The sequence below is a fragment of the Streptomyces filipinensis genome (genome assembly GCF_014649495.1).
In the GTDB taxonomy this organism is placed as follows: Bacteria; Actinomycetota; Actinomycetes; order Streptomycetales; family Streptomycetaceae; genus Streptomyces; species Streptomyces filipinensis.
In genome coordinates this window covers 12009-35621 of the sequence record NZ_BMTD01000019.1, presented here as the reverse complement: position 1 = coordinate 35621, position 23613 = coordinate 12009, and the positions used below count along the sequence as shown (strand labels likewise).

General features: G+C 71.6%; 22 protein-coding genes. 11 read left to right on the top strand and 11 right to left on the bottom strand.

The features are described 5' to 3' along the window. Positions 1-19: 19 nt before the first annotated feature. Positions 20-910: an NADP-dependent oxidoreductase gene (locus IE244_RS32615; RefSeq protein ID WP_191877184.1), complete on the bottom strand. Its 891-nt coding sequence runs from the start codon at positions 908-910 to the stop codon at positions 20-22. Positions 911-1044: 134 nt separating this feature from the next. On the opposite strand from IE244_RS32615, the gene IE244_RS32610 reads away from it, so the two are divergent. Genes IE244_RS32610 through IE244_RS32595 form a run of 4 tightly spaced genes read left to right on the top strand, consistent with a single transcriptional unit; the run spans position 1045 to position 2813 of the window. After that, positions 1045-1449 carry a winged helix-turn-helix transcriptional regulator gene (locus IE244_RS32610; protein ID WP_191877183.1) on the top strand — a complete coding sequence of 135 codons (405 nt, stop codon included), beginning with the start codon at positions 1045-1047 and terminating at the stop codon, positions 1447-1449. Between the two features lie 56 nt (positions 1450-1505). Beyond that, a complete protein-coding gene (locus tag IE244_RS32605) occupies positions 1506-1844 on the top strand; it encodes a YnfA family protein (RefSeq protein WP_031166726.1) in 339 nt (112 codons plus the stop codon). Positions 1845-1896: 52 nt separating this feature from the next. Then, positions 1897-2658: an SDR family NAD(P)-dependent oxidoreductase gene (locus tag IE244_RS32600; RefSeq protein ID WP_191877182.1), complete on the top strand. Its 762-nt coding sequence runs from the start codon at positions 1897-1899 to the stop codon at positions 2656-2658. Further along, positions 2658-2813, top strand: a complete 156-nt coding sequence (locus IE244_RS32595; protein ID WP_167349460.1) for a hypothetical protein — start codon at positions 2658-2660, stop codon at positions 2811-2813. The genes IE244_RS32600 and IE244_RS32595 overlap by 1 nt, the downstream gene beginning before the upstream one ends. 7 nt (positions 2814-2820) lie before the next feature. On the opposite strand, the gene IE244_RS32590 is transcribed toward IE244_RS32595, so the two are convergent. After that, a complete protein-coding gene (locus IE244_RS32590) occupies positions 2821-4014 on the bottom strand; it encodes an RtcB family protein (RefSeq protein WP_191877181.1) in 1194 nt (397 codons plus the stop codon). A 213-nt stretch (positions 4015-4227) separates the two neighbouring features. On the opposite strand from IE244_RS32590, the gene IE244_RS32585 reads away from it, so the two are divergent. The 3 genes from IE244_RS32585 (at position 4228) to IE244_RS32575 (ending at position 7498) form a co-directional block, all read left to right on the top strand. Further along, the gene (locus tag IE244_RS32585; RefSeq protein WP_191877180.1) at positions 4228-5103 is read left to right on the top strand and encodes a DUF3558 domain-containing protein; all 876 of its coding nucleotides are present in this window, start codon (positions 4228-4230) and stop codon (positions 5101-5103) included. Between the two features lie 126 nt (positions 5104-5229). After that, the gene (locus IE244_RS32580) at positions 5230-6141 is read left to right on the top strand and encodes a DUF3558 domain-containing protein (RefSeq protein WP_229854484.1); all 912 of its coding nucleotides are present in this window, start codon (positions 5230-5232) and stop codon (positions 6139-6141) included. A gap of 91 nt (positions 6142-6232) precedes the next feature. Beyond that, positions 6233-7498, top strand: a complete 1266-nt coding sequence (locus IE244_RS32575; protein WP_229854483.1) for a DUF2637 domain-containing protein — start codon at positions 6233-6235, stop codon at positions 7496-7498. Positions 7499-7575: 77 nt separating this feature from the next. Here IE244_RS32575 and lysS read toward each other — a convergent pair whose 3' ends face one another. Next, positions 7576-9315: a lysine--tRNA ligase gene (gene lysS / locus IE244_RS32570; protein ID WP_191877178.1), complete on the bottom strand. Its 1740-nt coding sequence runs from the start codon at positions 9313-9315 to the stop codon at positions 7576-7578. Positions 9316-9443: 128 nt separating this feature from the next. On the opposite strand from lysS, the gene argS reads away from it, so the two are divergent. Further along, the gene (gene argS / locus IE244_RS32565) at positions 9444-11222 is read left to right on the top strand and encodes an arginine--tRNA ligase (RefSeq protein WP_191877177.1); all 1779 of its coding nucleotides are present in this window, start codon (positions 9444-9446) and stop codon (positions 11220-11222) included. A 10-nt stretch (positions 11223-11232) separates the two neighbouring features. Here the strand turns inward: argS and IE244_RS32560 are convergent, their stop codons facing one another. After that, positions 11233-12183: a helix-turn-helix transcriptional regulator gene (locus IE244_RS32560; RefSeq protein WP_191877176.1), complete on the bottom strand. Its 951-nt coding sequence runs from the start codon at positions 12181-12183 to the stop codon at positions 11233-11235. 72 nt (positions 12184-12255) lie between these two features. Between IE244_RS32560 and IE244_RS32555 the strand changes: the two genes are divergently transcribed. Continuing rightward, positions 12256-12654, top strand: a complete 399-nt coding sequence (locus IE244_RS32555) for a VOC family protein (protein ID WP_191877175.1) — start codon at positions 12256-12258, stop codon at positions 12652-12654. Here the strand turns inward: IE244_RS32555 and IE244_RS32550 are convergent. Next, positions 12638-13846 carry a hypothetical protein gene (locus IE244_RS32550; protein ID WP_229854481.1) on the bottom strand — a complete coding sequence of 403 codons (1209 nt, stop codon included), beginning with the start codon at positions 13844-13846 and terminating at the stop codon, positions 12638-12640. The two genes, IE244_RS32555 and IE244_RS32550, sit on opposite strands and share 17 nt — an antisense overlap. A 96-nt stretch (positions 13847-13942) precedes the next feature. Here IE244_RS32550 and IE244_RS32545 point away from each other — a divergent pair, with 96 nt between their 5' ends. Next, positions 13943-14764, top strand: coding sequence for a DUF4253 domain-containing protein (locus IE244_RS32545; protein WP_191877174.1), 822 nt, complete (start codon positions 13943-13945; stop codon positions 14762-14764). Positions 14765-14807: 43 nt separating this feature from the next. On the opposite strand, the gene IE244_RS32540 is transcribed toward IE244_RS32545, so the two are convergent. Next, a complete protein-coding gene (locus IE244_RS32540) occupies positions 14808-16208 on the bottom strand; it encodes a transcriptional regulator (protein WP_229854479.1) in 1401 nt (466 codons plus the stop codon). 203 nt (positions 16209-16411) lie between these two features. On the opposite strand from IE244_RS32540, the gene IE244_RS32535 reads away from it, so the two are divergent. Then, positions 16412-17083, top strand: coding sequence for a DUF4232 domain-containing protein (locus tag IE244_RS32535; protein ID WP_191877291.1), 672 nt, complete (start codon positions 16412-16414; stop codon positions 17081-17083). Here the strand turns inward: IE244_RS32535 and hemB are convergent. The 5 genes from hemB to IE244_RS32510 form a co-directional block, all read right to left on the bottom strand. Then, on the bottom strand, positions 17073-18086 hold the full coding sequence (hemB, locus tag IE244_RS32530; protein ID WP_191877172.1) for a porphobilinogen synthase: 1014 nt from the start codon (positions 18084-18086) through the stop codon (positions 17073-17075). The two genes, IE244_RS32535 and hemB, sit on opposite strands and share 11 nt — an antisense overlap. Before the next feature lie 200 nt (positions 18087-18286). After that, on the bottom strand, positions 18287-19990 hold the full coding sequence (locus IE244_RS32525; protein ID WP_191877171.1) for a bifunctional uroporphyrinogen-III C-methyltransferase/uroporphyrinogen-III synthase: 1704 nt from the start codon (positions 19988-19990) through the stop codon (positions 18287-18289). Then, positions 19987-20946: a hydroxymethylbilane synthase gene (gene hemC, locus IE244_RS32520; protein ID WP_191877170.1), complete on the bottom strand. Its 960-nt coding sequence runs from the start codon at positions 20944-20946 to the stop codon at positions 19987-19989. Before hemC ends, IE244_RS32525 begins: the two co-directional genes overlap by 4 nt. Continuing rightward, a complete protein-coding gene (locus IE244_RS32515) occupies positions 20943-22658 on the bottom strand; it encodes a glutamyl-tRNA reductase (RefSeq protein WP_191877169.1) in 1716 nt (571 codons plus the stop codon). Before IE244_RS32515 ends, hemC begins: the two co-directional genes overlap by 4 nt. Continuing rightward, positions 22655-23431, bottom strand: a complete 777-nt coding sequence (locus tag IE244_RS32510) for a redox-sensing transcriptional repressor Rex (protein ID WP_191877168.1) — start codon at positions 23429-23431, stop codon at positions 22655-22657. The genes IE244_RS32515 and IE244_RS32510 overlap by 4 nt, the downstream gene beginning before the upstream one ends. Positions 23432-23613 lie beyond the last annotated feature (182 nt).

Below are 23613 nucleotides of genomic sequence, written 5' to 3'. Positions count from 1 at the left end.
CACCCCCGCCCCACACCCCTCAGGGCGCCAGCACCAGCCGCCCGCGCACGCCGCTCTCCGCCAGCCGCGCATGCGCCTTCGCCGCGTCCTCCAGGGCGTAGGCCTCCGCCACCCGCAGGGTCAGCACCCCCTGGTCCACCAGCCGGACCAGCTCGTCGAGCTGCACCCCGTCGGCCCGCACCCAGACGTTCTCCATCCGCACCCCCCGCTCCGCCTCGGGCAGCACCCCGTCACGGACCGCGACGAACGCGCCCCCGTCCCGCACCCACGCCAGCGCGGGCGCCCCCAGCACGGCGGCGTCCAGCACCGCGTCCACACGACCGGGCTCGACGCCCTCGGAGGTGAAATGCGCGGCCCCCAGGGAGCGCACCAGCTCCTCGTCGCCCGCCCGGGCGTGCCCGGTCACCTCGATCCCCCGGTGCGCGGCCAGCTGCACCGCGAACCCGCCGACCGCCCCCGCCGCTCCGGTCACCAGCAGCGAGTCGCCCGGCGCGAGGTCCAGCAGAGCCAGGGCCTGCAGCGCGGTCAGCCCGTTCAGCGGCAGGGTGCCCGCGTGCACCGCGTCCACCGAGGCGGGTGCCGCGGCCACCGCACCCGCGTCCACGACGACGTACTCGGCGTGCGCGCCCAGCGGGTCGGCCACCCCCGGCGCCAGCGCCACCACCGGGTCGCCGACCTGCCAGGCGGCGGGCGCGCCCACCGCGTCCACCGTGCCGGCCACGTCCCAGCCGAGCCCGAGGGTCTTGCCGGCCCCGCCGAAGAGACCGGCGCGCACGGCCGCGTCCACCGGGTTCAGCGCGCTCGCGGCCACCTTGATCCGCACCTGACGCGCCCCCGGCTCCGGCACCGGCACCTCGGCGATCTCCACGGCCTCCGGTCCGCCGAACGTCGTCACCACAGCAGCACGCATGTCAACTCTCCCTGAAATCAAGGCACTTGATGCTTTCGCGGCATCTCTCCGGCCGCACACCAACCGTAGGAGAGCTACTATCGATCGGTAAGTAGTTACCTGAGAGTGCGTAGCTGACCCCGAGGTGAGAGCCCATGGCGACCACGACCGCCGCCCAGCGGCGCGAACAGGCCCGCGCCGACTACGACGCCTTCCTGCGCGCGTGCCCCACCAACCAGCTCCTCGGGCGGCTCAGCGACAAGTGGGTCAGCCTCGTCGTCGCCGCCCTGGCCGCCGGCCCCCAGCGCTACAGCGACATCGGCCGCAGGATCGCGGGCGTCAGCCCCAAGATGCTCACGCAGACCCTGCGCACCCTCGAACGGGACGGCATCGTCAGCCGCACGGTCACCCCGTCCGTCCCGGTCCGCGTCGACTACACCCTCACCCCGCTCGGCGCCAGCCTCGCCGGCCTGCTGACCGCGGTGAAGGAGTGGGCCGAGACCCACTTCGAGGAGGTCCGAGCGGCCCGCGAGCGCTACGACACCGAGAACGCCGTCTGAGCCCGGCGGCCCGAGCGGCGCGGAGCGCGTGGACCCCGCGTGCCAAGCTGCTGTCCATGTCGATCCTCCGCTCCGCCGCCCTGTTCGTCCTCGCCGCCCTCTTCGAGATCGGCGGCGCCTGGCTGATCTGGCAGGGCGTGCGCGAGCACCGGGGCTGGCTGTGGATGACGGGCGGTGTCCTGGCCCTCGGGGCGTACGGGTTCGTCGCCACCTTCCAGCCGGACGCCCACTTCGGCCGCATCCTGGCCGCGTACGGCGGGATCTTCGTGGCGGGCTCGCTCCTGTGGGGCGTCGTCGCCGACGGCTACCGCCCCGACCGCTGGGACGTGACCGGCGCCCTGGTCTGCCTCGCCGGGATGGCCATGATCATGTGGGCGCCGAGGAACGGCGGTTGAGCCTCACTTACGCTGGACACAGCCCTTCGCCACCGGATCACAGGAGCTGCCCATGACCCCCGCCTCCCGCATCGCCGTCGTCACCGGGGCGAGCAGCGGCATCGGCGCCGCCACGGCCCGGCAGCTCGCGGAGGCCGGCTACCGCGTCGTCCTCACCGCCCGCCGCAAGGACCGCATCGAGGCGCTGGCGGAGGAGCTGACCAAGGCGGGCCACTCGGCCGTCGCCTACCAGCTGGACGTCACGGACCGCACGGCGGTGGACGAGTTCGCCACGGCGTTCCAGACGATCGGCGTCCTGGTCAACAACGCGGGCGGCGCCCTCGGCGCGGACCCGGTGGCCACCGGCGACCCGGCGGACTGGCGCACGATGTACGAGACGAACGTCATCGGCACCCTGAACCTCACCCAGGCCCTGCTGCCGAAGCTGGTGGCCGGCGGCGACGGCGTGATCGTCGTCGTGTCCTCCACCGCCGGGCACGGCACGTACGAGGGCGGCGGGGGCTACGTGGCCGCCAAGCACGGCGCCCACGTCCTCGCCGAGACCCTCCGCCTGGAGATCGTCGGCCAGCCGGTCCGCGTGATCGAGATCGCGCCCGGCATGGTCAGGACCGAGGAGTTCGCCCTGACCCGCTTCGGCGGCGACGAGGCGAAGGCCGCCAAGGTCTACGAGGGCGTGGCCGAGCCGCTCTCGGCGGACGACGTGGCGGAGACGATCACCTGGGCGGTCACCCGCCCCAGCCACGTCAACGTGGACCTCCTGGTCCTCCGCCCCCGCGCCCAGGCATCCAACACCAAGGTCCACCGAGAACGCTGATGCCCGAAGACAACTCCCCGGAGTCCCTGGAAAAGCGCCGCCTGGCCCAGGAGACCAAGGACGAACGCCAGGTGTGGTACTTCCTCGCCTACTTCCTCTTCGGCATCCACATCCTGGCGTTCGTCATGATCTACGCCGTGCGGCACGGTCACTGACGACACGTCAGCCCTTGACGCACACGACCTGCTTGAGCTTCGCGACGACCTCGACGAGATCCCGCTGCTGGTCGATGACCTGGTCGATCGACTTGTAGGCGCCCGGGATCTCGTCCACGACGCCGGAGTCCTTGCGGCACTCCACGCCCCGGGTCTGCTCCTCCAGGTCCTTGGTGGAGTAACGCTTCTTCGCGGCGTTGCGGCTCATCCGCCGGCCGGCTCCGTGGGAGGCCGAGTTGAAGGCCGTCTCGTTTCCGAGGCCCTTCACGATGTACGAGCCCGTGCCCATGGAGCCGGGGATGATCCCGTACTCGCCGGAGCCGGCCCGGATCGCGCCCTTGCGGGTGACGAGCAGGTCCATGCCCTCGTACCGCTCCTCCGCCACGTAGTTGTGGTGGCAGGAGATCTCCGGCTCGAAGACCGGTTTGGCCTTCTTGAACTCCTTGCGGACCACGTCCTTCAGGAGCGCCATCATCAGCGTGCGGTTGTACTTGGCGTACTCCTGCGCCCAGAACAGGTCGTTGCGGTAGGCCGCCATCTGCGGGGTGTCCGAGACGAAGACCGCCAGGTCACGGTCGACCAGGCCCTGGTTGTGCGGGAGCTTGTGGGCCACGCCGATGTGGTGCTCGGCGAGCTCCTTGCCGATGTTGCGGGAACCGGAGTGGAGCATCAGCCACACGGCACCGGTCGTGTCCGTGCAGACTTCGATGAAGTGGTTTCCGCTTCCGAGCGTTCCCATCTGCTTGGAGGCGCGCTCCAGGCGGAACCTGACCGACTCGGCCACTCCGTCGAACCGCCCCCAGAAGTCGTCCCACCCGGACGTGGCCAGCCCGTGGAAGTCCCCCGGGGCGACGGGATCGTCGTGCATCCCCCGGCCCACCGGGATCGCCTGCTCGATCTTCGACCGGAGCCGGGACAGGTCGCCCGGCAGGTCGTTCGCGGTCAGGGACGTCTTCACCGCCGACATCCCGCACCCGATGTCCACTCCGACCGCCGCCGGGCAGACCGCGCCCCGCATGGCGATGACCGAACCGACCGTCGCGCCCTTGCCGTAGTGCACGTCCGGCATCACGGCCAGGCCCTTGATCCACGGCAGGGTCGCCACGTTCTGGAGCTGGCGCAGGGCCACGTCCTCGACCGTCGCGGGGTCCGTCCACATCCGGATCGGGACCTTCGCGCCCGGCATCTCCACGTACGACATACGTTCCTCATTCCCCCGAAAACGACAGCAAAAGACTTGAAAGCAGCAAAGCGCAAAAGAGGTGACAGGCTCGGTGAAAAAGGACAAGGGACCGGCGGCCACGGCAGTGCGTGCGATACACATTGTCTCCAGGGGGCGCCCCGCTGCGGCAAACGATTAACCAGCGGGGACACTGGAGCACCGAGCTAGCGCACACCCGAGAGGAGCCCGACCGTGCAGCGGAAGGCGTACGTATCCGGCACCGCCGCCCTCCTCGTGGCGCTGCTGGCCGGCTGCACGAGCGGCTCGGGCGGTGACAGCCCCACGGACGACGCCAATCCGGGCGAGGCCGGCACCGCCACGGTGGCCGCCCAGCCCGGCAAGTACCGCACACTCCCCGAACCCTGCGACGCGGTCGACCACGACACCCTCGACTCGCTGCTGCCCGGCATCAAGCAGATCACCGACCCCACCCAGCGGGACAAGGCCTACCAAGGCGAGGCCGAGCTCACCTACGACACCGAGCGCAAGGTCGGCTGCCACTGGAAGGTGGAGGCCGCGAACGCCACCGACCGCCTCGCGGTCGACTTCGAGCGCGTGGTGTCGTACGACAACGCGATCAGTGACGACGACCAGGCGCAGCAGCTGTTCGAGGACAAGGAGTCGGCCGCCGACCTGCCCGAGCCGGGCGGTTCCCCGGCGACGGGCGGCACGCCCGCGTCCCCGGCCGCGTCGACGCCCAGGGGCACCGCCTCCTCCGCTCCCTCGTCGGCCCCGTCGCCCTCCGCGAGCGGCGGCGCCTCCCCCTCCGGCTCCTCCTCCAGCTCCTCCTCTTCCGGATCCCCCTCCGACTCCGCCTCGGCGGCCGATCTGCAGCCGCGGGTGCTGTCCGATCTCGGCGACGAGGCGTATCTGGACGACCAGCTCGACTCGTCCGGTTCGACCGCCGAGCAGCGGACGGTGACTGTGGTGTTCCGCACGTCCAACGTCGTCGTCACCATCGAGTACGAGGAGCAGCCGACGGCCACCGGAACGGTCCCCGACAGCAAGGAAATGCAGGACAGGGCCCGTAATCTGGCCTCTCAACTGGCCGACGCGCTGGGCGGTTGACGGCCCCCGGGACCGTTCGCCCCGTCGCACGCGAAGCAACCGAACGGAAACCGCACCGCTCCTTCACCGCGTACCGTGGCCCCGCAGGAACCCGCACGACCACCGAGCGTCATGAGTGAAGGAACCATGCAGCGAGCAGCCCAGCGAGACGACCGTGCCCAGCGACAGATGCGTGGCAAGCGCCTGAGCCGTGTTCTTGTCTGCGCGGCAGCCGTTCCGGCGGTGCTCATCACCGCCGCCTGTTCGTCGGACTCGGGCGACTCCAAGAGCAAGGGCGCCGACAGCAGTGCACGGCAGTCCGCGGGCAGCAGCGCGAAGCCGTCGGCGAGCGCCTCCCCGACCGTGCAGGCGGCGGCATACCAGAAGCTTCCCGCCGCGTGCGCGGTGCTGTCGAAGAAGACCCTCGCGGATCTGGTACCGAACGCCGCCTCTTCGGGCAAGAAGGGCACTTCGGACGATCCGTCCTCGCGTGCCTCCTGCTCCTGGAGCAGCCTGGACAACAACGGCGTGAAGGGCTCGCAGTTCCGCTGGCTGAACGTCTCCCTGCTCCGCTTCGACTCGGACACCGCGCGCGGCGCCGGTGACGCGCAGGCCCACACGTACTTCGGCCAGCAGGTCAAGGACGCCGAGGCGGTGGACGGCGCGAAGAACACCAAGGAGATCCCGCTGTCCGGCACGGGCACGGAGGCGACGGCCGTGCGCTACGACCTGAAGAAGAAGGAGGGGCTCTTCAAGCAGCAGACGGTGGTCGCCCGGGTCGAGAACGTGGTCATCACGCTCGACTACAACGGCGCCGGTCTCGCGGGTGAGAAGACCCCGGACGCCGACGACCTGACGAAGGCCGCGCAGCAGGCGGTCAAGGAGGTGGTCGGTTCGGTGTCGTCCGCCAACGGTGGTTCGTCCTCGGGCGGTTCCTCCTCGAAGGCCCCGGCCTCTCCGTCGCAGTCGGCGTCCAAGTCGGCGTCCCCCTCCAAGTCGCCGTCCAAGTCGGCCTCTTCCAGCGCTTCTCCGTCCAAGTCGGCCGCCCGGAAGAGCTGACCCCCGGTCCGAACCCCCGACCGGTACCACGTTCGGCGTAAGCGTGTGCCACCCTGTTGCGCGCAACAACAGCAAGGGGAGGGGAGTACGAGTGGCCGCGCCACTGCAGCTGACTCGGATGCACCGCGTTCTCATCGGCGTGGTCGTGACCGGCGCCTTGATCATCGCCGGTATCGGCTTCGCCGGCTCCTACGCGGCCGTCCGCGAGCTGGCCATCAAGAAGGGCTTCGGGAACTTCTCCTACGTGTTCCCGGTCGGCATCGACGCGGGTATCTGTGTCCTGCTGTCCCTGGACCTACTGCTGACCTGGATCCGTATCCCCTTCCCGCTGCTGCGTCAGACGGCGTGGCTGCTGACGGCGGCGACGATCGCGTTCAACGGCGCCGCCGCCTGGCCGGACCCGCTGGGCGTCGGCATGCACGCGGTGATCCCGGTCCTGTTCGTGGTCGCGGTCGAGGCGGCCCGGCACGCGATCGGCCGCATCGCCGACATCACGGCGGACAAGCACATGGAGGGCGTCCGGCTGACCCGCTGGCTCCTCTCCCCGGTCCCCACGTTCCTGCTCTGGCGCCGGATGAAGCTGTGGGAACTGCGCTCGTACGACCAGGTGATCAGGCTGGAGCAGGAGCGTCTCGTCTACCAGGCGAGGCTCCGCAGCCGCTTCGGCCGGGCCTGGCGCAGGAAGGCTCCGGTGGAGTCCCTGATGCCCCTGCGCCTGGCCCGCTACGGCGTCCCCCTGGCCGAGACGGCCCCGGCGGGGCTGGCGGCGGCGGGTATCGAGCCGAACGTGATACCCGCCGTGGCGGCGGGCGGTCGCGCCACCGGGGCGGTGCCCGTCCCGCAGCAGGCGGCGCCTCCCGCCGGCGAGCGGCGCCCCGAGCTGCCGAGCCAGAACGCCGCGCCGCCGGGGAGTGGCCCCGTGGACGAGGAGAGCCCCTGGTTCCAGGCCCAGCGGGAGATCGAGTACCAGGGCGGCTACGACCCCACCTACGAGCCGCCCCTGGACCCTCAGTACGCCCCCGAGGAGGAGTACCAGGGCTGGTACGAGGAGCCGCCCCCGGAGCAGTTCCAGCAGCCCTCCCCCGAGGAGACCGGCAGTTTCCCCATCCCGGTGGGCCCGAACCGCACCCGCGAACTGGGCGAGGGCGGCGGCCCCCCGGAGCCGGACGAGGACGCGTACTACCAGGTCTTCCGTGAGTCGATCAAGAGCGGGAACGGGGCGCCGACCCCCCGCGGTTTCATCGCCGACGTCGAGGCGACGTACGGCATCGCGCTCCCGGAGGCCGAGTCCAAGCGCATGCTGAACCGGTTCTCCAACCGCCTCAACGCGGAACTCGCGGACGAGCACATCGCCTGAAAGGCACCGGCGGACAGAAAAAAGGGGCCCTCCTGTGAAAGAGGGCCCCTTTTTCTTACGCGGTTGCCAACGGGCTCTTACTCGCCGAGCAGCTTGCGGACCCGGTCCTGTCCCACCGCCAGCAGCAGCGTGGGCAGCCGCGGCCCCGTGTCCCGCCCGACCAGCAGGTGGTACAGCAGCGCGAAGAACGACCGCTGAGCCGTCTTGATCTCCGGCGGCAGTTCCTTGGGCGTGGCGTCGGCCGGGAACCCGGCCTGCACCTTGGGCACGCCGTAGACGAGGTGGGTCAGACCGTCGAGCGACCAGTGCTCGGCGAGCCCGTCGAGCAGCAGCCGTACCGACTGCTGGGACGCCTCGTCGAGCGACTTCAGCAGCTCGGCGTCGGGCTCGTCGCGCACGATGGTCCGCTGGTCGGCGGGCACGTGCGTGTTGATCCAGGCCTCGGCCCTGTCGTAGCGCGGCCGGGCCTCGTCCAGGGAGGCCAGCGGCTGCTCCGGGTCCAGCTCGGAGAGGATCCGCAGGGCCTGGTCCTCGTGGCCGGCGGTGATGTCGGCGACGGACGCGAGCGTGCGGTACGGCAGCGGGCGCGCCGTCTTCGGCAGCTCGCCGCCGGCCGTACCCACCGCGCGCATGTACGCGGCGACGTCGGCCGGCAGCGCGGAGCCGTCGGCGACCTTCCCGGCGAGCTTGTCCCACTCGTCGTAGAGCCGCTGGATCTCCTGGTCGAAGGCGATCTTGAAGGACTGGTTGGGCCTGCGGCGGGCGTAGAGCCAGCGCAGGATCTGCGGCTCCATGATCTTCAGCGCGTCGGCGGGCGTCGGAACGCCGCCGCGCGAGGAGGACATCTTCGCCATGCCGGAGATGCCCACGAAGGCGTACATGGGCCCGATCGGCTGCTTGCCGTCGAAGATCCCGACGATCTGCCCGCCGACCTGGAAGCTGGACCCGGGCGAGGAGTGGTCCACACCGCTCGGCTCGAAGATCACGCCCTCGTACGCCCAGCGCATCGGCCAGTCGACCTTCCAGACCAGCTTGCCGCGGTTGAACTCGCTGAGCCGGACGGTCTCGGTGAAGCCGCACGCGGTGCAGGTGTACGCCAGCTCGGTGCTGTCGTCGTCGTAGGAGGTGACCGTCGTCAGGTCCTTCTCGCAGTTGCCGCAGTACGGCTTGTACGGGAAGTAGCCGGCGGAGCCGGAGCTGCCGTCGTCCTCGGACGCGGCGCCCGAGCCCTCCTCGGCCTCCAGCTCGGCCTCGTCGACGGCCTTCTGCTGCTGCTTCTTCGGCGCCTTCTTCGTGCGGTACTGGGCGAGGATCGCGTCGATGTCGCCGCGGTGCTTCATCGCGTGCAGGATCTGCTCGCGGTAGGCGCCGGAGGTGTACTGCGCGGTCTGGCTGATGCCGTCGAACTCGACGCCCAGTTCGGCCAGCGAGGCGATCATCGCGGCCTTGAAGTGCTCGGCCCAGTTCGCGTACGACGACCCGCCCGGTGCCGGCACGGAGGTCAGCGGCTTGCCGATGTGCTCGGCCCACGACTCGTCGACGCCCGCGATGCCCGCCGGGACCTTCCGGTACCGGTCGTAGTCGTCCCAGGAGATCAGGTGCCGGACCTGGTACCCGCGGCGGCGGATCTCGTCCGCGACCAGGTGGGGGGTCATGACCTCACGGAGATTGCCCAGGTGAATGGGCCCGGAGGGCGAGAGTCCGGACGCGACGACGACCGGTTTACCCGGGGCCCGGCGCTCCGACTCCTCGATGACCTCATCCGCGAAACGGGAGACCCAGTCGGTGGTCTCGGTGCTCTGAGCCACGATCGGCACGTCCTTCTTTCTGAACGGGGTGACACCCCATTCTCACAGACCGTCCGTCGACCGGGAAAACGCCTTTACCCACCATGGGATACTGACCGGGACTATCCATCCCCACGAGGAGAACGGCACCCATTCCTATGGCCTCGGTCACGTCCCTCAGCGATTCCGTCCAGCAGCACCTCGCGTCCGCCCTCTCGGCCACCCTGCCCGAGGCCGCCGGCGCGGACCCGCTGCTGCGACGAAGCGACCGGGCCGACTTCCAGGCCAACGGCATCCTGGCGCTCGCGAAGAAGGCGAAGGCGAACCCGAGGGAGCTGGCGACGCAGGTCGTCTCCCAGGTGGCCACCGGCACCGAGCTGATCAAGGACGTCGAGGTCTCGGGCCCCGGCTTCCTCAACATCACGATCGCGGACCAGGCGATCACCCGGAACCTCGCCGCGCGGTACGCGGACGACACGGGCCGCCTGGGCGTGCCGTACGCCGAGCACCCCGGCACGACGGTGATCGACTACGCCCAGCCGAACGTGGCGAAGGAGATGCACGTCGGCCACCTGCGGTCCGCGGTGATCGGCGACTCGGTGGTCCAGATCCTGGAGTTCACCGGCGAGAACGTGGTCCGCCGCCACCACATCGGCGACTGGGGCACCCAGTTCGGCATGCTCATCCAGTATCTGGACGAGCACCCGCACGAGCTGGACCACAAGGCGTCCGCCGAGGACGCCGCGGCGTCGGGCGAGGAGGCGATGTCGAACCTCGACCGCCTCTACAAGGCCGCGCGCAGGAAGTTCGACTCCGACGACGAGTTCAAGACGCGCGCCCGCCGCCGGGTGGTCGACCTCCAGGCCGGCGACCCGCACACGCTCGCCATGTGGCAGAAGTTCGTGGACGAGTCGAAGATCTACTTCTTCTCCGTCTTCGAGAAGCTGGACATGGAGATCCGGGACACCGACATCGTCGGCGAGTCCGGCTACAACGACATGCTGGCCGAGACCTGCCGCCTCCTGGAGGAGTCGGGCGTGGCGGTCCGCTCCGAAGGCGCCCTGTGCGTGTTCTTCGAGGACATCAAGGGCCCGGACGGCAACCTGGTCCCGCTGATCGTCCAGAAGTCCGACGGCGGCTACGGCTACGCGGCCACCGACCTGTCCGCGATCCGCGACCGCGTCTTCGGCCTCAAGGCGAACACGCTCCTGTACGTGGTGGACGCCCGCCAGTCCCTGCACTTCCGGATGGTCTTCGAGACGGCACGCCGGGCCGGCTGGCTGGGCGAGGACGTCACGGCGACGCAGCTGGCCTTCGGCACGGTCCTCGGCAAGGACGGCAAGCCCTTCAAGACGCGTGAGGGCGAGACGGTCCGCCTGGTCGACCTGCTGGACGAGGCGATCGACCGCGCCTCGGCCGTGGTCCGCGAGAAGGCCCAGGACCTCTCCGAGGAGGAGATCGCCGAGCGGGGCACCCAGGTGGGCATCGGCGCGGTGAAGTACGCCGACCTGTCCACGTCGGCGAACCGGGACTACAAGTTCGATCTGGACCAGATGGTCTCGCTCAACGGCGACACCTCCGTGTACCTGCAGTACGCGTACGCCCGTATCCAGTCCATCCTGCGCAAGGCCGGCGAGGTTCGCCCGGCCGCGCACCCGGAGCTGGAACTGGCCGACGCCGAGCGTGCCCTGGGCCTCCACGTGGACGCGTTCGGGCAGACGGTGTCGGAGACGGCGGCGGAGTACGCCCCGCACAAACTGGCCGCGTACCTCTACCAGCTGGCGTCCCTCTACACGACCTTCTACGACAAGTGCCCGGTCCTGAAGGCCGAGACGCCGGACCAGGTGGAGAACCGCCTGTTCCTGTGCGACGTCACGGCCCGCACCCTGCACCAGGGGATGGCCCTGCTGGGGATCAGGACGCCGGAGAAGCTCTGACCCGACCGGCCTACGTCTGGGCGTCCAGGAGTTCCCGGGTGCGGCGGATCAGGGCCTGGCGTACCGAGTCCGGGGTGAGGATCCGCACGGGGGCTCCCAGGCCCAGGAGGTAGCGGGCGAGGCCGTCCGGGTCGGGGCCGCCGATGTCGACCAGGGTCGCGTCCGGGCCGTCGGGGCGGTGGGTGCCGACCGTGGCCGGGACGAGTCGCAGGGCCTGCGCCATCGGCAGCGGGAGGCGGACGGTCGCGGACAGCGGATAGGGGCCGTTCGCGATGTTCCGGGAGACCAGCCGCGCCGGGTCCGGCGGATCGGTGAGATCCGCCGGGTGACCGGTGGGCTGGAGGCGGTCGACCCGGTCGGCCCGGAAGGTGCGCCACTGTCCCCGGGACACGTCCCGCGCGACGAAGTACCAGCGCCGGCCCGTGTGGACGAGACGGTACGGGTCGACGTCCCGGACCGAGCTCCGGCCCTCCCCGTCCGTGTACGCCAGCCTGGCGCGCAGGCCTTGGCGGCAGGCGACCGCCAGTTCCAGCAGCAGACCCGGTCTGATCCGATCCCCCTCGGCCCCCGGAAGCCGTACGAAGGCGTCGTCCAGCTCGCCGAGGCGTTCCGCGACCCGCCGGGGCAGCACCTGCCGCAGCTTCAGCAGTGCCGACAGCGCCGCCTGGTCGCCGCCGAGCGCGTCGCTCAGCGCGGCCTCCCGCAGCCCGACCGCCACGGCCAGCGCTTCTTCGTCGTCGAGGATCAGCGGCGGCACACGGGAACCGGCGCGCAGGCGGTAGCCGCCCCACGGGCCGGCCTCGGAGTCGACGCGGTAGCCGAGGTCCCTGAGCCTGGCGATGTCCCGGCGGACCGTGCGGTCCGTGACATCCATGCGCTCGGCCAGTTCGGCGCAGGTCCAGGACGGGCGGGAGGACAGCAGGGACAGCAGCCGGAGCAGCCGGGCGGACGAACTGAGCACGCCCGGAAGTCTGGCACGCCCTCGGCATGACCAGGACCGGAACTGTCCTGGTCCTGTCCTAACGTTCCTCCCATGACCACGCAGACCTCTTCCTCGTCCCCTTCCGCCCCCGCGTTCCGCTACGCCGCCGTCACCTTCGACTGCGCCGACCCCGCCGAACTGGCGCGCTTCTACGGCGAGTTGCTCGGCATGGCGGTCCTCTACTCCACCGACGACTTCGTCCTGCTCGGCAAGGAGGGCGCGACCGGCCTCGGCTTCAACCGCCTCGCCGACTACCGCCCGCCCACCTGGCCGGACCCCGCGCAGGAGAAGCAGGCGCACATCGAGCTGGGCGTGGACGACCTGGACATCGCCGAGAAGCGGCTGCTCGACCTGGGCGCCACCAAGCCCGGCTTCCAGCCGGGCGAGGACCGCTGGCGGGTCCTGCTCGACCCGGCCGGCCATCCGTTCTGCATCACGACGCTGGTCTGACACCTCGCGCCGGCAGCGCCGTGACGGGCGGATCCGCGCCGGGTGTCCGCCCGCCACGGGGCGCCCGCTGGGGCCAGAAGAGCACGTACGCCGCCGAGCCGAGCCCGAAGGCGAGGCGGATGAGGCCCTGGGTGGAGTCCGACGGAACCAGCAGGGCGCTGCCGTAGAGGGAGATGAGGGCGATCCAGCTCACCCAGGGGACCAGGCGGCGTTGGCCGATCGAGTCCCAGATGAGCGTGCCCAGCAGAACCGAGGCGTTGTAGTACGTGTACACGCTCGGGTCGAGCAGGATGCGGGCGTCGGCGGCCAGGAAGACCACCGCCGGCCAGCGGTGCCGTCGTACCGCGAGCGCGCCCAGGGCGATGCCGAGGGCCATCTGCGCGGGACGGTCCCACCAGGGGGTCACGGGGTCGTTCGCACCGAACCAGCGCAGCGAGGACGCCGGTTGGTTGGGGATGGTGAAGCGGGCCGCGTGCAGGGTGTCCAGGTGGCTGAGGTAGAAGGGCAGCCAGGCGACCGCCACCAGGCCGAAGGCCCATGCCGCCGAGCGCAGGCGGGCGGGGCGGGGCAGCGCCAGGAGCAAGGGCAGGAAGCCGACCGCCCAGGGCTTCGAGTCCACCGCCAGCGCCAGGAACACGCCCACCGCCGTCGCCCTGCCGCGGACCAGGGCGCGGACGGCGAGGGTGGTGAAGAACAGGGCCAGGACGTCGTCGAGATGGGCGAAGCGGACCGAGACCTCGACCCACATGGGGATGAAGGCGGCACCGGCGATCAGGACGCGTTGCTGGAGGCGTTTGTGGTTGAGGCCGGTACCCCGGTTGTGGTCGGCGGCGGCGCGGCCGACCAGGACCAGCATGTACAGGCCGAGGCCGGACATGAACGCGTCGGCCAGCTTCTCACCGACGTCGGCCGGGAACGGCGCGAACAGCCCGGCCACCACGAAGCTGACGGGGCCGATCTGCAGGTTCGGGTGGTTGGCGTAGAGGGCCAGGCCGCCGCCGGAGACCTGGTTGAACAGCAGTTGCTGGCCGGTTCTCAGGTAGTGCCAGGAGATGGCGGCGTGGCGCTCGGCCACCACGAACCAGACGGCGGTCCACAGGGTGAGCAGCACGATGTGCCATCGCACCGGGTAACGCCCGATCCACACGTTCCGCCCTTCCCCTCCCCCGGCAACCCGGCACCCGGCGCTCATCACAACATCACCCGGTAAGAGAGGCTGCGGCGGGCACCGGTTCATCGGGGAACCCGGTCAACGGCGTTGTCAGTGAGGGGCTTTACAGTCACGGTCATGGCGACTCTTCCCAATCCGCTGCCCAGGCTGGCCACCGACCCCAGCGGGCGCTCCCTCGGGCTTCAACTGCCGCCCGGCAGGCTCGTCGACATGGCGGACGACGGCCCCTGGCACGAACCTCTGCTGTGGTACGCGGAGAAGCCGGCCGCGCCGGGCACCTGGAAGGCACTGGGCGCGCCGGCGGCCCGGGCCGGCCTGCTGCCGGTGCTCGTGGACACCGGCGGTGGCGTGGGCGGTCCGCACGAGTGGGTGCTGTTGCCCGGCGAGACGTCGTACCCGGGTGATCACGACGCCGAGGACGTCCTCGCGGAGTACTGGGAGGAGGAGACGGAGGACGGCGAGATCGCCGGGGAGATCGAACCGTTCGGGGACGAGTGGCCGGGCCTCGCGCCCGCCTCCGCCGCCCTCGCCGCCGACCCGGACACCCGCGCAGCGCAGGTCGCCGACGCGCTGGCCGGGGACCCGGAGTCGGACGTGGAGGAGCCGCACCTCGCACTGGTCGCGGCCCGCCGGTCCGCCGACATCCCGGCGGCGATCGGCTGGACCGGTCCGGTGAACTACGAGGGTGACGTGGCCCGGATATGCGCGGTGCTGCGCTCCTGGGAGGACCGCTTCGGCATCCGCGTGGTGGCCCTCGGCCTGGACGTCCTCGTCGTGTCGGTCGCGGCCCCGCCAGTCACCCTGGAGGAGGCGGAGGCCGTGGCGGCGGAGCACTTCGCGCTGTGCCCGGACAACGTGCTCCAGGGCGAGCGGGACACCCTGCGCGCCTATGCGAAGGACCTGATCGGGGCATCCGCCTGGACCTTCTGGTGGGACTGACCCCGGACGGCTCCCGTCACGCGCTCGCCCGGTCCGCGCCCGCTCAGTGCGCGTTCGCCTCTGACGCCGTCTCCCACTTCTCGCCGCCCAGCGGGAAGGCGTACGCGGGCCGTCCGTTGTTGCCGCTGGTGCGGAACGGCCGGCCGCCGTCGTCGACCCGCAGCGTGCCGTGCCGTGTCCCGCTGGACCAGGACAGCTCCAGGTACCAGCTGACGTCGTACGCGGAGGCGTCGGCCGTGAGGTGGAAGACCTCGGGGTCCGACCGGCTCACCTTGTAGGGGAAGCCGCGCTGTCCCGACTCCGGTACGGCCGCGGGGCGCAGGGCGTCCAGGGCGACCGTGAAGGAGCGGGTCGGCACACCGCCGCCGCAGCCCACGCCCGGGTAGCCCATGGCGTAGTCGTTCCAGGCGAGCGGCGACCGCCGGCCCGCCGTGCGTACCGAGAGCCCCTCCAGGACGACGGTGTCGGAGCCGGTGCCCTGCACGGTGAAGGTGACGTACTGCTCCCGGGCCGAGACGGCCCTGTGCACGGCCACCCAGGCGGGCGCGTCCTGTTCCAGCGGGGGCGGGGAGACCTCGGTCGGGGCCCGGTCGACCAGGTAGTGCGGGGAGCAGGGGTCCGCCCAGGCGTAGGGATGGGTGGTGACCGCGAGGGGAGGGGTGGCTGCGGGGTCTTCTTCCGGCGTACGACGGGTGTGCGGTGTGCTCGGCGCCTCCCCGGGCGTGGACGGCGCAGGGGAGGCCGTGGGCGAGGGAGGGGCCGGGGTGGCCGAGCGGGTGGAGTCCGTTCCGTACGTGGTACCGGCCGTCGGCGCCCGGTGCTGTACGGAGGCGTCGGGCGGGGCGGTCTTGCCGGCGTGCTCGGTTCCGCTGGACGAGAGGTCGAGGGCGAGCGCCACGGTGCCGAGCAGGGCGGTGACGGTGAGGGCGGCGAGGAGGACGGTCCGGGTACGCCGCCGGGGCCGGCCGTCGTCCGGCACCCGCCGCCCCTGGACGGACGCCGCGTCGTCTGCCGTCCCCTCCCGCACGGGAACGACATCACACACCGGCTCCTGCCCAACAGGCCCTTGCGCAACCGGTCCCTGCCCCACCGGCTGTTGCCCGACCGGCTCCTGCCCCACCGGCTGTTGCCCGGCCGGTTCGCGTCCCGCCGGCTCCTGCCCGGCAGGCTCCTGCCGCACCGTTCGCCTCCGCCCCCGCGCCGCGTCCGCCAGCACCCATCTCCGGTGCAGCTCCACGAGTTCCTCGGGGGTGGCCCTGCACAGGCGGGCCAGGCGCTCCACGGGGGCGTAGTCGGTCGGTACGGCGTCCCCGTTGCAGTAGCGGTGCAGCGTCGACGTACTCATGTGGAGCCGCTTGGCGAGCATGCCGTAGCTGTGCCCGGAGCGGTCCTTCAACTCCCGCAGTAACTCCGCGAACCCGGTCTCCGTGATGCCGTCCGCCACCGTTCCTCCACCCCTGTGTCCCCTCGCGGCGTCCCCTCCCGGCGTTCCAGGAAGGGAACGTTCCCGCAGGTCATCCCCCATGTAGCCGTTCCACGCGTCCCGGATTCCCGGTAGCCCCTGGCCACCGGGACGAAACGCCGCACAGGCTGTGTGTCATCCAAACACGCCAACGGGCCCGGCCCGAAAGAGGACTTGCCATGCGTATGCGCCACATCCGTCTGTACGCCGCGACCGGCACCGCCCTGACCGCTCTCGCCCTCACGGCGTGCGGGGCCGGCGGAACCGGCACCAAGGACGAGGGCGCCGCCCAGCCGAAGCCCACGACGGCCGCCACGGCGGCGGCCAGGACCACCACGCCCGGCGCCGGCACCACCACCGCGTCCCACGCCACCAGCATGTCCGCCCGCACCTCGGCGGCGAAGCCGGGCGGGCACACCACCGGCGTGGCGCTCCAACCCTGCAACGGCTCGAACACGAAGGTGACCGCCACCCCGGTGTCCCGCCCGCTCAACCACCTGCTGCTCACCGCGACGAACACCAGCGGCAAGCGCTGCGACCTGCTGTACTGGCCGACCCCGCGCTTCGACGACGCGCAGTGGGCGCCGGAGGTGATCAAGGACAGCGAGCCGCAGGCGGTGGTGTCCCTGGCGCCGGGCGAGTCCGGGTACGCGGGCGTGCGGCTGTCGGCGGCCGACGGCAGCGGCGAGCACGGCAGCACCGCCCACAAGCTGGAGGTGTTCTTCCTGGGCCGCACGCCGGACACCGACGGCGGCCCCTCCGCGCACCCGTCGCTGCCCGCGAAGGGTGTGTACTACGACTCCACGCTGGCGATGACGTACTGGCAGCGGGACCGGTCGGACGCGCTCAGCTGGTGACGCCCTCGTAGCGCCGCAGCTTCTGCGCCGCCTCGGTCGCCCAGTAGGTGAGGATGTTGCGCGCCCCGGCGCGCTTGATGCCGGTGAGGGTCTCGAAGACGGCCCGGTCGCGGTCCACCCAGCCCTTCTCGGCGGCGGCCTCGATCATCGCGTACTCGCCGGAGATCTGGTAGGCGGCGACGGGCACGTCCACGGCGTCCGCGACCCGGGCGAGGATGTCGAGGTACGGCCCGGCCGGCTTGACCATCACCATGTCCGCGCCCTCGGCGAGGTCCAGCTCCAGCTCCCGCAGGGACTCGCGCCAGTTGGCGGGGTCCTGCTGGTACGTCTTCCGGTCGCCCTGCAGCGACGACGCCACGGCCTCGCGGAAGGGGCCGTAGAAGGCGGAGGAGTACTTGGCGGTGTAGGCGAGGATCGCGACGTCCTCGCGGCCGATCTGGTCGAGGGCGTCGCGGACGACGCCGATCTGGCCGTCCATCATCCCGCTGGGGCCCACGACATGGGCCCCGGCGTCGGCCTGCACCTGGGCCATCTCGGCGTACCGCTCCAGGGTCGCGTCGTTGTCGACGCGGCCCTCGGCGTCCAGGACGCCGCAGTGCCCGTGGTCGGTGAACTCGTCGAGGCACAGGTCGGACATGACGAGGAGGTCGTCGCCGACCTCGGCCCGCACATCGCGCAGCGCGACCTGCAGGATCCCGTCGGGATCCGTACCGGCCGTGCCCAGCGCGTCCTTCCCGGCCTCCTCCGGCACGCCGAACAGCATGATCCCGGAGACCCCGGCCGCCACGGCCTCCGCCGCCGCCTTCTTCAGGCTGTCGCGGGTGTGCTGGACGACACCGGGCATGCTGGCGATCGGCACGGGCTCGCTCACGCCCTCCCGGACGAACGCCGGAAGGATGAAGTCGGCCGGGTGCAGGCGCGTCTCGGCGACCATGCGGCGCATGACGGGCGAGGTCCGCAGCCGGCGGGGACGCGTACCGGGAAAAGATCCGTACTTCGTCATGGCTCCTACGCTACGCCCGCCCGCTCCGCGCCTTTGCCAACACCATGTCGGCCCGGTGCCCCGCGCACAGGCATCCCACAGACACCGCATTCGAGGGCATAACGGCGCCGTCATACGAAGCCTTTGCGCTCCCCTGGGCATCCCTGGATCCGCCGGCCTCCCCAGCGCGGGGGGACCAGGGGGCCGAGCCCCCTGGTACCTCAGGTGGTCGTGCGGCGCCGGCGCGCCCCCGGCCGTCGCTCGCTGGGCCGCGTCACCGGGTCCCCGGCCTCCAGGGCGGCAGCCCGCCGCTTCATGCCGAAGTCGGCCAGCGCCTCCGCCAGCTTGTGCACCGACGGCTCCGGCGCCATGACATCGACCCGCAGCCCGTGCTCCTCGGCCGTCTTCGCCGTGGCCGGACCGATGCACGCGATCACCGTCACGTTGTGCGGCTTGCCCGCGATCCCGACCAGGTTCCGGACCGTCGACGACGACGTGAAGAGCACCGCGTCGAAGCCGCCGCCCTTGATCGCCTCGCGGGTCTCCGCCGGCGGCGGCGAGGCCCGCACGGTCCGGTAGGCCGTGACGTCGTCGACCTCCCAGCCCAGCTCGATCAGACCGGCCACCAGGGTCTCCGTGGCGATGTCCGCCCGGGGCAGGAAGACGCGGTCGATCGGGTCGAACACCGGGTCGTACGGCGGCCAGTCCTCCAGCAGACCAGCGGCCGACTGCTCGCCGCTCGGCACCAGGTCCGGCTTCACACCGAACGCGACGAGCGCCTTCGCGGTCTGCTCGCCCACCGCAGCCACCTTGATACCCGCAAAAGCCCGAGCATCAAGGCCGTACTCCTCGAACTTCTCCCGTACCGCCTTCACCGCGTTGACCGACGTGAAGGCGATCCACTCGTAGCGGCCCGTCACCAGGCCCTTGACCGCGCGCTCCATCTGCTGGGGCGTGCGGGGCGGCTCCACCGCGATCGTCGGGACCTCGTGCGGCACGGCGCCGTAGGACCGCAGCTGGTCGGAGAGCGACGCCGCCTGCTCCTTCGTACGCGGCACGAGCACCTTCCAGCCGAACAGCGGCTTGGACTCGAACCACGACAGCTGGTCGCGCCGGGCGGTGGCGGAGCGCTCGCCGACCACGGCTATCACCGGCCGGCCGCCGTCCGGCGACGGCAGCACCTTCGCCTGCTTCAGCGTCTGCGCGATCGTGCCGAGCGTCGCCGTCCAGGTGCGCTGGCGGGTCGTCGTACCGGCGATCGTCACCGTCAGAGGGGTGTCCGGCTTGCGGCCGGCCGACACGAGCTCGCCCGCTGCGGCGGACACGGAGTCCAGGGTCGTGGAGACGACGACCGTGCCGTCGGAGGCACCCACCTCCGTCCAGCACCGGTCCGAGGCCGTACGGGCGTCCACGAACCGGACGTCCGCCCCCTGCGCGTCCCGCAGCGGCACACCGGCGTACGCGGGCACGCCGACCGCGGCCGCCACACCCGGTACCACCTCGAAGGGCACACCGGCGGCGGCGCAGGCGAGCATTTCCTCGGCCGCGTCCGTATCAAGTCCCGGGTCCCCGGACACCGCACGGACGACCCGCCTGCCGCCCCGCGCAGCCTCCATGACAAGATGAGCGGCATCCCGGGCAGCGGCCCGGAAAGCGGCGGTTGTTGACGTGCCGTCAACGACCGTCAACTGGGGCGTGCCCGGCGGCCCCGCGGAGGGATCCGCGTCGGTGCGCACCACGGAGACGCCCTGTCGGGCGTGCGTCCGGATCACGTCGAGCACCTCGTGCTCGGCGACCAGGACGTCCGCGTTCGACAGCGCCTCCACAGCGCGCAGAGTCAGCAGTCCCGGATCTCCGGGTCCGGCACCGAGGAAGGTGACGTGCCCGTGTTCAGGACCGGCGGCGGGAAGGGTGGTGGGGCTCACTGTGCTCGCTCCCCCATCAGACCGGCCGCGCCCTGGGCGAGCATCTCGGTGGCGAGGTCGCGACCGAGTGCCAACGCCTGGTCGTGCGTCTGGGGCACGGGACCGGTGGTGGACAGCTGCACCATGCGGGTGCCGTCGGTCGTGCCGACAACACCGCGCAGGCGCATTTCCTTGACAAACTGCCCGTCGGCCAGGAGGTCGGCCAGCGCGCCCACAGGGGCGCTGCAACCGGCCTCCAGGGCGGCGAGCAGTGACCGTTCGGCGGTCACGGCGGCCCGGGTGAACGGGTCGTCGAGCTCGCCGAGCGCCGCGACGAGGTCCGCGCGGTCCGCGGCACACTCGATCGCCAGGGCCCCCTGGCCGGGGGCGGGCAAAACCGTGTCGACCGACAGGAAGTCGGTCACCTCGTCGATCCGGCCGATCCGGTTCAGTCCGGCGGCGGCCAGGACGACCGCGTCGAGTTCACCGTCCCGGACGTACCGGATGCGGGTGTCGACGTTGCCGCGTATCGGGACCGTCTCGATGTCCAGTCCGTGGGCGCGGGCGTACGCGTTCAGCTGCGCCATGCGGCGCGGCGCACCGGTGCCGATGCGGGCGCCCCGCGGCAGATCGGTGAACTTGAGGGCGTCACGCGCGACGATCACGTCCCGCGGGTCCTCGCGCACCGGTACGGCGGCCAGGACCAGCTCGTCGGGCTGCGCGGTCGGCAGGTCCTTGAGCGAATGAACCGCGAAGTCGACCTCGCCCCCGAGCAGCGCGTCGCGCAGCGCCGTGACGAAGACGCCGGTGCCGCCGATCTGGGCGAGGTGCTCGCGGGAGGTGTCGCCGTAGGTGGTGATCTCGACCAGCTCGACGGGCCGCCCGGTCACCCGGCGGACGGCCTCCGCCACCTGCCCCGACTGGGCCATGGCGAGCTTGCTGCGCCTGGTCCCCAGTCTCAGTGCCTTCTCAGTCATGCCGGTCGGTCCTTCTTGTCTGTGCTGTCCCCGGCCCGGGAGACGGCGGCGACCGTCTCGGGATCGAGGTCGAACAGGGTGCGCAGCGCGTCCGCGTACCCGGCGCCGCCGGGTTCGGCCGCGAGCTGCTTGACCCGTACGGTCGGCGCGTGCAGCAGCTTGTCGACGACCCGGTGCACGGCCTGCCGGATCTCACCGCGCTGGCGTTCGTCCAGGTCGGGCAGGCGGCCGTCGAGCCGCGCGATCTCACCGGCGACGACGTCGGCGGCCATGGTGCGCAGCGCGACGACGGTCGGCGTGATGTGCGCCGCCCGCTGTGCCGCGCCGAAGGCCGCGACCTCGTCGGAGACGATACGCCGGACCTGGTCCACATCGGCCGCCATCGGCGCGTCGGCGGAGGCTTCCGCCAGCGACTCGATGTCGACCAGTCGCACCCCGGCCAGCCGGTGCACGGCCGCGTCGATGTCGCGGGGCATGGCCAGGTCGAGGAGGAAGAGGGAGGGCGCGGGACGCTCGGCCACCGGCTCGGGCTTGCGCCGCTCCGGGATGCGGCCGACGGTCGCGGCGGTCGCGGCGAGCGCGGTGATCAGCTCGGCGTCCGCCTCGGGCGTACGGCGGCCCGGACGGTCGAGGGTGCCGCCCGCGGCCCAGGCCGCGTGCTGCTCCAGGGTGGCCGCGTCCATGCCCGCGACGGCGGCCTCGCCCATGACGGAGAAGCCGGGCTGTGCGGCGGCCAGGTCCAGCGGGCAGTTCTCGTCGGTGCCGACGCTGGTGGGCGGCAGCGGGGTGCCGGTGGTCCTGGGAGCCGTACGGGCGCTGTCGTCCGCGGCGGTACGGCCGCTGCCGGCGATCTCGGTGACGGGGGCGCCGGTGCGGCCCTCGACCGCCTGGGCGACCGTTTCCGCCGTGAGGACCAGGCCCGTCGCCCCGGTACAGGAGACGATGACGTCGGCACGTGTCAGCTCGCCCGGTATGGCGTCCATCGACACCGCGCGGGCGGTCGCCGTGTTGTCCTCGGCCTCGGTGAGGATCTGCGCGAGCCGCTCGGCGCGCTCGAAGGTGCGGTTGGCGACGACGACCTCGGCGATCCCGGCCCGCGCGAGCGTGGCCGCGGCCAGCGAGGACATCGACCCGGCGCCGATGACCAGCGCCTTTCTGCCCTCGGCCCAGGCGGACACGGCGGTGCCGACGGCCAGCTGCTCCAGGCCGAAGGTGACCAGGGACTGCCCGGCGCGGTCGATACCGGTCTCGGAGTGGGCGCGCTTGCCCACCCGCAGGGCCTGCTGGAACAGGTCGTTCAGCAGCCGTCCGGCGGTGTGCAGCTCCTGCGCCCTGGCCAGCGCGTCCTTGATCTGGCCGAGGATCTGTCCCTCGCCGACGACCATCGAGTCCAGGCCGCAGGCCACCGAGAACAGGTGGTGGACGGCCCGGTCCTCGTAGTGCACGTAGAGATAAGGGGTCAGTTCCTCCAGGCCGACACCGCTGTGCTGGGCGAGCAGCGTGGACAGCTCGGCGACGCCGGCGTGGAACTTCTCCACGTCGGCGTACAGCTCGATGCGGTTGCAGGTGGCGAGCACGGCGGCCTCGGTGGCCGGCTCGGCGGCGACCGTGTCCTGCAGCAGCTTGGTCTGGGCGTCCGTGCTCAGCGCGGCCCGCTCCAGCACGCTGACCGGCGCGCTGCGGTGGCTCAGCCCGACGACGAGGAGGCTCATGCCGGCATCACGGCGGGTACGTCCCCGTCGGGTCCCTGGTCGGCGGAGTCGCCTGCGGCCACGCCACGGGCGGTGGCGGCGGGCAGTGCGCCGTCGCCCGCGGCGGTCTCCTCTCCGGCCTTGCGCTGCTCGTGGAAGGCGAGGATCTGGAGTTCGATCGAGAGGTCGACCTTGCGCACGTCGACGCCGTCCGGGACGGACAGCACGGTCGGCGCGAAGTTCAGGATGGAGGTGACGCCGGCGGCCACGAGCCGGTCGCAGACCTGCTGGGCGACGCCGGCGGGGGTGGCGATGACGCCGATGGACACCCCGTTGTCCTTGATGATCTTTTCGAGGTCGTCCGTGTGCTGCACGGGGATACCGGCGACGGGCTTCCCGGCCATCGCGGGGTCGGCGTCGATCAGCGCGGCGACACGGAAGCCGCGGGAGGCGAAACCGCCGTAGCCGGCGAGGGCGGCGCCGAGGTTACCGATACCGACGATGACAACCGGCCAGTCCTGGGTCAGGCCGAGTTCACGGGAGATCTGGTAGACGAGATACTCCACGTCGTAGCCGACACCGCGCGTTCCGTAGGAGCCCAGGTAGGAGAAGTCCTTGCGCAGCTTGGCGGAGTTGACCCCCGCCGCCGCGGCCAGCTCCTCGGAGGAGACCGTGGGTACCGAGCGCTCCGACAGCGCGGTCAGGGCTCGGAGGTACAGCGGAAGCCTGGCGACGGTGGCCTCGGGAATCCCTCGGCTGCGGGTCGCCGGTCGGTGTGTTCGGCCAGTTGCCACGGTGCTCCTGCGGGTAGAGCGGGGCTGCGGGCGGTCATGCGTCCCCAGACCGCCCCGTCGACAGCAGGCTATGTCTTTGTGAACGCGTGCACAAAGATGGTGTCCGATTTGCCCGGCAGAAGTGACCGGGGTCACGCACCCATGATGCCCTCGCCGGGAACCGGTGCATACACACCGACGTT